Raw genomic sequence first — 7159 nt, forward strand, 5'->3', positions numbered from 1 at the left:
CGGCGGTCTGCTGCAGCCGCTCGCGGAGCGTGAGGATGCTCGGGAAGACGTCCGGTGCGGCGCGGGTGCCGCGATGTGCAGCACGGCACCCGCGTCGCAGGTGTGCCGGTCCCCGGCACGAAGGACATCAGGAGAGCTGGGCGACCTCCGCGTCCGTCAACGCCTTGCCGACCACGCCGACCTCGTCGACCGCGCCGCTCCAGAAGTCGACGTTGCGGCCGTCGTACTTGGCTCGCCCGACCGTGAACGCGCCCGTGCTGACGAGCGCCGGTCCGGCCGGTGCCGTCGCGACCTTCACGCCGTCCACGTAGAGCCGGATCTCGTTGCCGGCCCGGACACCCGTCAGCTCGTACCAGCGGCCGATCTCCGGCACGACCTCGTACCGGGCCCGGTTGCCGCCGGGCGTGCTGAACGCGAACGCGCCCTGCCCGTACTGCAGGTAGAACGGACTCTCCCGCTCCCGGCCGTCCTGGCTCACCGCGGTCGCGTAGTTGCCGGGCAGCTCGTCGAGCCGCACCTTCGCGGACACGGTGTAGTCACCGGTCGTGTCGACGACCGGGCCGTAGGTGTCGGCGGAGCCGCCGGTGAACTGCAGCGCGCCGTCCTTGAACGTCGCCCCGGTCGGGGTGAGCGTCAGCGGGTTGTTGCCGCCGCTCGAGTCCTTCGCGGTCGTTCCCCGGCGCTCGTCGAGGTTCCACTCGGCCTTTCCCGCGTACGGGTAGGGCTTGCCCGCGTTGGCACCGGCCTCGATCACGCGCCGGTTGATTTCGCGGACGGGACCGGGATCGACCTTGATGCGCTTGCGGTCGTAGGTCCAGAGCCCGTTGAGCTCGCCTTCCAGGTCGGTGACCTGCGTGTAGACCGACGCCGACAGCTCGGCCCGAGCCTGTCCGAGGTAGAACGTGCGGGTGTTGTCGACGTACTTCGCAGTCAGCGCCGCCTTGTCCGCCACGCCGCTGTAGATCGCGATCGGCGCACCCGGCCACTGGTGACCCGGCGTGCGCAGCGTGAAGCCGCCGTGCTCGCCGTCCATCGCGACGCGCTTGCCGTCGGAGTGGGCCGGGTCGGTGTTGTTGTAGTCGTGGTGGTCGATGACGTCACCCGCGCCCGAGTCACCCTTGGAGGCGCAGCAGTTCACCCCGCTGTGGGCGTTGACGATCCGGCTCGGGTCAGCGGCCTTGACCTGGTCGGTGATCCGGCCGGTCGCGGTCTTGTCCCACTCGCCCCAGCCCTCGTTGAACACGATCCAGGCGTAGACCGACGGGTAGTTCTGCAGCTGGTGCATCTCTTCCAGGCCCTGGCTGAGCCACGCCTGCTGCGCCGCGGCGTTGTTGCCGTCGTCGAGAGACACGAAGTCCTGCCACACCAGCAGTCCCAGCTGGTCCGCGTGGTAGTACCAGCGGGCCGGCTCGACCTTGATGTGCTTGCGGACCGCGTTGAAGCCGAGGTCCTTCTGCGCCTTCAGGTCGAAGACGAGGGCGTCGTCGCTCGGCGCGGTGTTCAGGCCGTCCGGGTAGAAGCCCTGGTCCAGCTGCATCAGGGAGAAGAACGGCTTGCCGTTGAGCGTCAGCTTGGGTGTCCCGTTGACGTTCGTGATGCCGGTGGACCGCATGCCGAAGTAGCTCTTGACCTTGTCGCCGCCCAGCTTGATCTCCAGCTGGTACAGGTACGGGTCGTCCGGCGTCCACAGGTGCGGGTTCGGCACCGCCAGCTTCAGGTTCGCGTTCGCCGGTCCGGTGACCGTGCCGACCTGACGGCCGCGCGAGTCCTTGGCGACCGCCGTGACGGTGGCGTTGCCGGCGGACTTGACGTTGAGCGCCAGCGAGCTGGTGGTCAGGTCGGGAGTCGTCTTGATCTCGTCGATGCCCTTGTCCGCCACCGGTTCCAGCCACACCGTCTGCCAGATACCCGACGACGGCGTGTAGAAGATCCCGCCGGGGTTGGGGGACTGCTTGCCCTTGGGCTGGTACGGGCCGGTCGTGTCGGTGACGGCGACGACGATCTCCTGCTCGTCGCCGCGCTTGAGCGCGTCGGTGATGTCGGCGCTGAACGCCGTGTAGCCGCCGGTGTGCTCGGCGACGAGCTTGCCGTTCACCCAGACCTTGGCCTGGTAGTCGACCGCGCCGAAGTTGAGCTTGAGGCGCTGCCCGCCGCCGATCTTCCAGTCGCGCGGGACGGTGACCGTGCGGCGGTAGAACATGTGGTCCTCGTGCCGCTCGAGCCCGGAGAGCTGCGACTCGATCGGGTAAGGCACGACCACCTTCTCGGGAAGCTTCCTGCCGAACGTCGGCTGCTGGCCCTCCTTCGCGGCCGAGAACTCCCACGGGCCGTTGAGGTTGACCCACTTGTCGCGCTCGAGCTGCGGTCGCGGGTACTCCGGCAACGGGTGGCGCGTGTCGACGTTCTCGCCCCACGGCGTCCGGAGGCGTTCCGTCGACGCGTTCGCGACGAGGCGTCCGGACTTGCCGACCTTCGTGCCGTCCACCGCGAGCGCACCCGCGCCGTCGTAGTAGAGCGTGACCCGCTGGCCCTTCAGCACGGCTTCGGCCAGCCGGATCGTGGCCCGGGTGCGGCTCGTCGAGATGGACGAGATCGGCATCGGCGTCGCGTCGACCTCGATCCGCAGGTGGTCCTTCAAGTCGTTCGTACCCGAGACGCGGCCGCCGAAGTCGGCCGTGAGCGTGCGACCGTCCCGGGAGATGTCCGCCGTGCGCGGCACGACCGCGAAGTCGGCGGGAGGCGTGAACGCCGACAGCGGCACGATCTGCTTCGCGATGGCCGGGCTCGACCAGCGCAGGAACATGTTCGCGCCGCCGGTGTCCTGGAACATCTCCAGCTTGAAGTCGTACTGCCGGCCGGCGGTCAGCGTGACCGGGGCGCTGGTCTGCTCCTTGTCCCAGTCGCCGACCCAGTGGTCGATCACCGGCGCGCCGTCGATGAACAGCCGGAACCCGTTGTCGCCGATGGCGTAGAACGTGTAGTCGCCGGTCTGCGGCACGGCGAGCTGCCCGGTCCACCGAGCGGTCGTGTTCTCGGTGCGCCCGGCGACCAGCCCGAAGACCGAGGTCAGGTCCGCGTGGTCGACCTCCCCGTCGAGCGCGGTCCCGGCCAGGTTCGCGAAGTCGTGCGCACCCGGCGCCGACATCGTGAAGTATTCGGCCTTCAAGCCGTGCACGGGCTCGGCGGCACCGGCGGGCGGCGTTCCCGACGCCACGCCCAGCGCCACCAAGAGGGCGAGGAGGACGGAAGCGGCTCTTCTCATCGGCGAGATCCCCTTCATTTTTACAACGTTGTAAAACGCTCTGCTGGGGATCCAATCAGACAAGTTGGACTCCTAAGTACCGCCAAACGTCGGTATCTTGAGGGCCGACTGCCGAGGTTCGGGCCACCGTGGGTGGTTGCGAGCTCGCGCACGCAGGTGTGTCGCGCGGTGGGTCGGGCCGGTGTCGGGCTCGCCCTCGTCGCGGTCACGGCTGTTCGCCGGCTGGAGCTTGACGGGCCGACCTGGTCTGCGTGTTCGGCCGGCTGTTCCGGCGCAATCGGGACAAGCGGGGTGTCAGCTTATGTTGACGACCATGCCGTGTCAGCATAAGCTGACGGCATGGAGACGCGAGCGGAAATCGCCGAGAGTGCGGCGAGTGTCGATCCGGATGTCGGTCTGCGAGCCGTGGCGGCGCTGCGGCTGCTGACCGAAGAACTCGAGCAGTTGCAGGTGGACCGGGCGCGCCGCCTGGGGTGGTCCTGGCAGGACATCGCGGCGCGGCTGGGGGTCAGCAAGCAGACGGTGCACCGCAAGCACGGCCGGCGGGTAGGGGGGTCGCGATGAGGAACCCGCATTTCGACGAGGATGCGCGTGCGCTGGTGCGCAGGGCGCAGGACCGCGCCCGGGTGCTGCGGCACCCGGGCCTGGGTACCGAGCATCTGCTGTTTGCGGTCGCGTCCTCTCCGGGGCGGGAAGGCGTGGTGGCCAGGGACCACGGCGTGACCCCCGAGGGGGTCTCCGCGGAGACCGTCCGGTTGCTGGCCCGGCCGCGCAGCGTGTTCGACACCCTGGACGCCGAGGCGCTGGCCACGATCGGGATCGACTTGGACGCGGTGCGAAAGGCCGTCGAAGCGTCGTTCGGAGCGGCGCCGGTGTCGTCGGTCGCGGTCCGGCGGCGGAGGGCCCGGTTGTCCGGGCACCTGCCGGTCACCGGCCGGGCGCGGTCGTGCCTGACGGCGGCCGTGCACGAGTCCGGCCGTGTCGGCGTGGGCCAGGTCGGCGCGTCGCGGCTCGCCGCCGTGGTGGTGACCACCGACGGGGGCCTGGTGCCGCCGATCCTCGCGGCGCTGGAGGTCTCGGCGCCGCTGTTGCGTGCCGCGATTCTCGAGCGGGCGGGGTGACCGTGGTGGCCCGGTGGGCGACGGTGGTCTCGCTCGTGGTCTGGGCGGGCAGCTGGCGGATCATGTACCTGGAGGTGACGCGATGGCGTCACCTCGACGCGCGGCTGAGGTTCGTCACGCCCGAGGTGCCGCCGGGCTTCCCGGTCCCGCGAGCCGGGCGCCCGGTGCGCGCGGCGCGTGCCGCGGCCGTCGTGGCACCTGTGGTTTCTCTCGTGTTGCTGTGGTCGTCGGCCAGGTCCGCCAGACGCTGACTGCGCCGAGGTGATCCGCCGCCGGCACCAGGACAATCCGACCGGGCTCTGTCGAGGAGGCCTCGTTGTGCAATCGGCTTACCGCGTAGTGGTCGGTGTTGGCTCGTCCTGGTGTCGTAGGGACGGCGCAGGTCCAGCCGGTCGGCTCGGTCCTGCCGGTCGACCGCGGACTGCCGAACCGATGCCGGGGCGGAGCGCGACTGCGCGGGCGGCGGTCATGGCACCTGTCCTTCCCGGCGGGCGCCGAGTCACGTGCCGCGGTCGGCGGCGCATCACCAGGAGTTCGTCCCGGCCGGGCCGCGCGGATTGGTGCTGTGACGAGAAACTCAGCCGGTCACCCGCACGGAGGAGCAGACCATCGCTGTCCACAGTGGATCGCAAAGTCGCGGCGCCGTGACGAACGACGAACTCGAGGACCGACTCGGGACGTCGGATGCGGGGATCCGCGAACGGGTGAGGAAACACCCCGGACCAATACTTCGACCGGGTCGCGTCGAACTCCGGTCATGACCGCCACCGAGCTCGACCCCCCGGAAGCCCCGTCAGCACCGCCGCGCGTCCGGCTGCGATTCTTCGCCGCCGCGTTCACCGGCATCCTGGCGCTGGCCGCCGCGCTGGCGGCCGGACACCTGGTGGCGGGGTTCATCAGCGTCAACGCTTCGCCCTACCTCGCGGTGGGCAACGGCGCGATCGACCTGACGCCGGTGGAGCTGAAGGACTTCGCCGTCCGCACCTTCGGCACCTACGACAAGCTGGTGCTGCTGGGCAGCATGGCTCTGGTGATGCTGGGCGTCGCCGCGCTCGCGGGAGTCCTGTCGCGACGGTCACCCGTCCCGGGCACCGTGCTCATCGCCCTGTTCGGCCTGGTCGGTGCCTTCGCCGTGTTCGAACGCCCCGACCTGACCGCGGTGGCGCTGCTCGCGCCGGTCGCCAGCCTGGTCGTGGGCATCGTCGTTTTCCTTCTCCTGCACCGGATCGCTCCCCGCATCCGGCGGGAAGCCGGTTCCGGCGAGAAGACCGGCACGTCGCGGCGGGCGTTCCTGCTCGGCGGCGCCGGGGTCGTCGTCGGCGCCGGTGCGGCCGGTCTCGGCGGTCAGCTGATCGGTTCGTCGAGGGACGCCACGGCGTCCCGGGAGGCGGTCGGCAAGCTCGTTCCGGCGCGGACGGCCCCGATGATCCCGGCCGACGCGGACTTCGCCAAGCTCGGCACCCCGCCGTTCGTGACGCCGAACGACAAGTTCTACCGCGTCGACACGGCGTTGTCGGTGCCGCAGTTGCGCACCGAGGACTGGAGCCTGCGGCTGCACGGCATGGTCGACCGCGAAATCCGGCACAGCTACCGCGACATCCGCGACCGACCGCTGGTCGAGCGGACGGTGACGATGACCTGCGTGTCCAATGAGGTCGGTGGCGACTACGTGTCGACGTCGAACTTCATCGGCGTCGACCTGGCCGACCTGCTCGCCGAGGCCGGCGTGAAACCGGGTGCGGAGCAGCTGTTCTGCACGAGCGTCGACGGCTGGACGTCCGGGACGCCGGTCGCCGCGGGGCAGGACCGCGGCCGCGGCGCGATGCTGGCGATCGGGATGAACGGCGAGCCGCTGCCGCTGGAGCACGGGTTCCCGGCCCGGCTCGTCACACCCGGGTTGTACGGGTACGTGTCGGCGACGAAGTGGGTCGTGGACATCGAGGTCACGACGTGGGACGCCCGCCAGGCCTACTGGCTCAAGCGCAGCTGGGCTCGCGAGGCACCGATCAAGACCGAGTCGCGGATCGACTCGCACCGCGGGTTCGCCAACGTGCCCGTGGGGAAGGTGCGCGTCGCCGGTGTCGCGTGGGCGCAGCACACGGGGATCGAGAAGGTCGAGGTGCGCATGGACCAGGGACCGTGGCAGGAGACCGTGCTTTCCCAAGAGGTCAACCTCGACACCTGGCGGATGTGGTGGACCGAAATCGACATCCCGTCGGGTGTCCACCAGGTGTTCTGCCGCGCCACCGACAAGTCCGGCTACACCCAGACCGACATGCGCGCGGGCACGGTGCCCGATGGCGCGACCGGCTGGCACAACGTCACTTTCACGGCCGCCTGAGAAAACTTTCCCCGAACGACCAATCCGTTCCGGGACAAGCCTCGAATCACCAGCAGTCAGAGAGTTTCCCGCAAGGGATCAGCCGCTTTCATTCACCTCATGGAGTGATTTTCGTGCGTAACCTTCGTATTGCCGGAATCGGTCTCACCGCGGCCGCCACGCTCACCCTGACCGCCTGCGGCAGCAGCGACTCCGCTTCGTCGGGCAGCTCCAGCGCCCCGGCGCCGTCGTCGTCGATGGCCGCACCGTCGTCCAGCGCCGACTCGGGTGCGTCGAACGGCATGACCACCAACGCCGACGTCTTCGGCCCGGCCTGTTCGCAGCTGCCGCAGGGGTCCGCGCCCGGCTCGCTCGACTCGATGGGCCCGCAGCCGGTCGCGTCGGCCGCGTCGACGAACCCGCTGCTGACCAAGCTGGTGGCGGCCGTCAAGGCCA

5 protein-coding genes and 1 pseudogene are annotated in these 7159 nt (G+C 69.9%); 5 read left to right on the forward strand and 1 reads right to left on the reverse strand.

Annotated features, from left to right (window positions below; all coding sequences use genetic code 11):
- Window positions 1-127: 127 nt before the first annotated feature.
- Window positions 128-3262 (reverse strand): PA14 domain-containing protein, encoded by a 3135-nt coding sequence (locus tag AB0M59_RS48035; protein ID WP_364629247.1) that lies wholly within the window; start codon window positions 3260-3262, stop codon window positions 128-130.
- Between the two features lie 339 nt (window positions 3263-3601).
- Here AB0M59_RS48035 and AB0M59_RS48040 point away from each other — a divergent pair, with 339 nt between their 5' ends.
- The 5 genes and pseudogenes from AB0M59_RS48040 to AB0M59_RS48060 all read left to right on the forward strand — a co-directional run.
- Entirely contained in the window at window positions 3602-3826 is a 225-nt protein-coding gene (locus AB0M59_RS48040; RefSeq protein WP_364629250.1) for a helix-turn-helix domain-containing protein, read from the forward strand.
- The gene (locus tag AB0M59_RS48045; protein WP_364629253.1) at window positions 3823-4383 is read left to right on the forward strand and encodes a Clp protease N-terminal domain-containing protein; all 561 of its coding nucleotides are present in this window, start codon (window positions 3823-3825) and stop codon (window positions 4381-4383) included. Before AB0M59_RS48040 ends, AB0M59_RS48045 begins: the two co-directional genes overlap by 4 nt.
- Window positions 4380-4634 (forward strand): hypothetical protein, encoded by a 255-nt coding sequence (locus AB0M59_RS48050; RefSeq protein ID WP_364629256.1) that lies wholly within the window; start codon window positions 4380-4382, stop codon window positions 4632-4634. Before AB0M59_RS48045 ends, AB0M59_RS48050 begins: the two co-directional genes overlap by 4 nt.
- Window positions 4635-5140: 506 nt before the next feature.
- Complete coding sequence (locus AB0M59_RS48055; RefSeq protein WP_364629259.1) at window positions 5141-6724, forward strand: molybdopterin-dependent oxidoreductase; 1584 nt, start codon at window positions 5141-5143, stop codon at window positions 6722-6724.
- Window positions 6725-6837: 113 nt separating this feature from the next.
- Window positions 6838-7159 (forward strand): annotated as a pseudogene (locus AB0M59_RS48060) (fasciclin domain-containing protein); the annotation flags it as partial.

This window comes from Amycolatopsis sp. NPDC051371 (genome assembly GCF_040682155.1).
In the GTDB taxonomy this organism is placed as follows: domain Bacteria; phylum Actinomycetota; class Actinomycetes; order Mycobacteriales; family Pseudonocardiaceae; genus Amycolatopsis.

Bases quoted from the DNA above. Each gene is read 5' to 3' on its own strand.
- AB0M59_RS48035 (WP_364629247.1), bottom strand. From the start codon at position 3,262: ATGAGAAGAGCCGCTTCCGTCCTCCTCGCCCTCTTGGTGGCGCTGGGC.
- AB0M59_RS48040 (WP_364629250.1), top strand. From the start codon at position 3,602: ATGGAGACGCGAGCGGAAATCGCCGAGAGTGCGGCGAGTGTCGATCCG.
- AB0M59_RS48045 (WP_364629253.1), top strand. From the start codon at position 3,823: ATGAGGAACCCGCATTTCGACGAGGATGCGCGTGCGCTGGTGCGCAGG.
- AB0M59_RS48055 (WP_364629259.1), top strand. From the start codon at position 5,141: ATGACCGCCACCGAGCTCGACCCCCCGGAAGCCCCGTCAGCACCGCCG.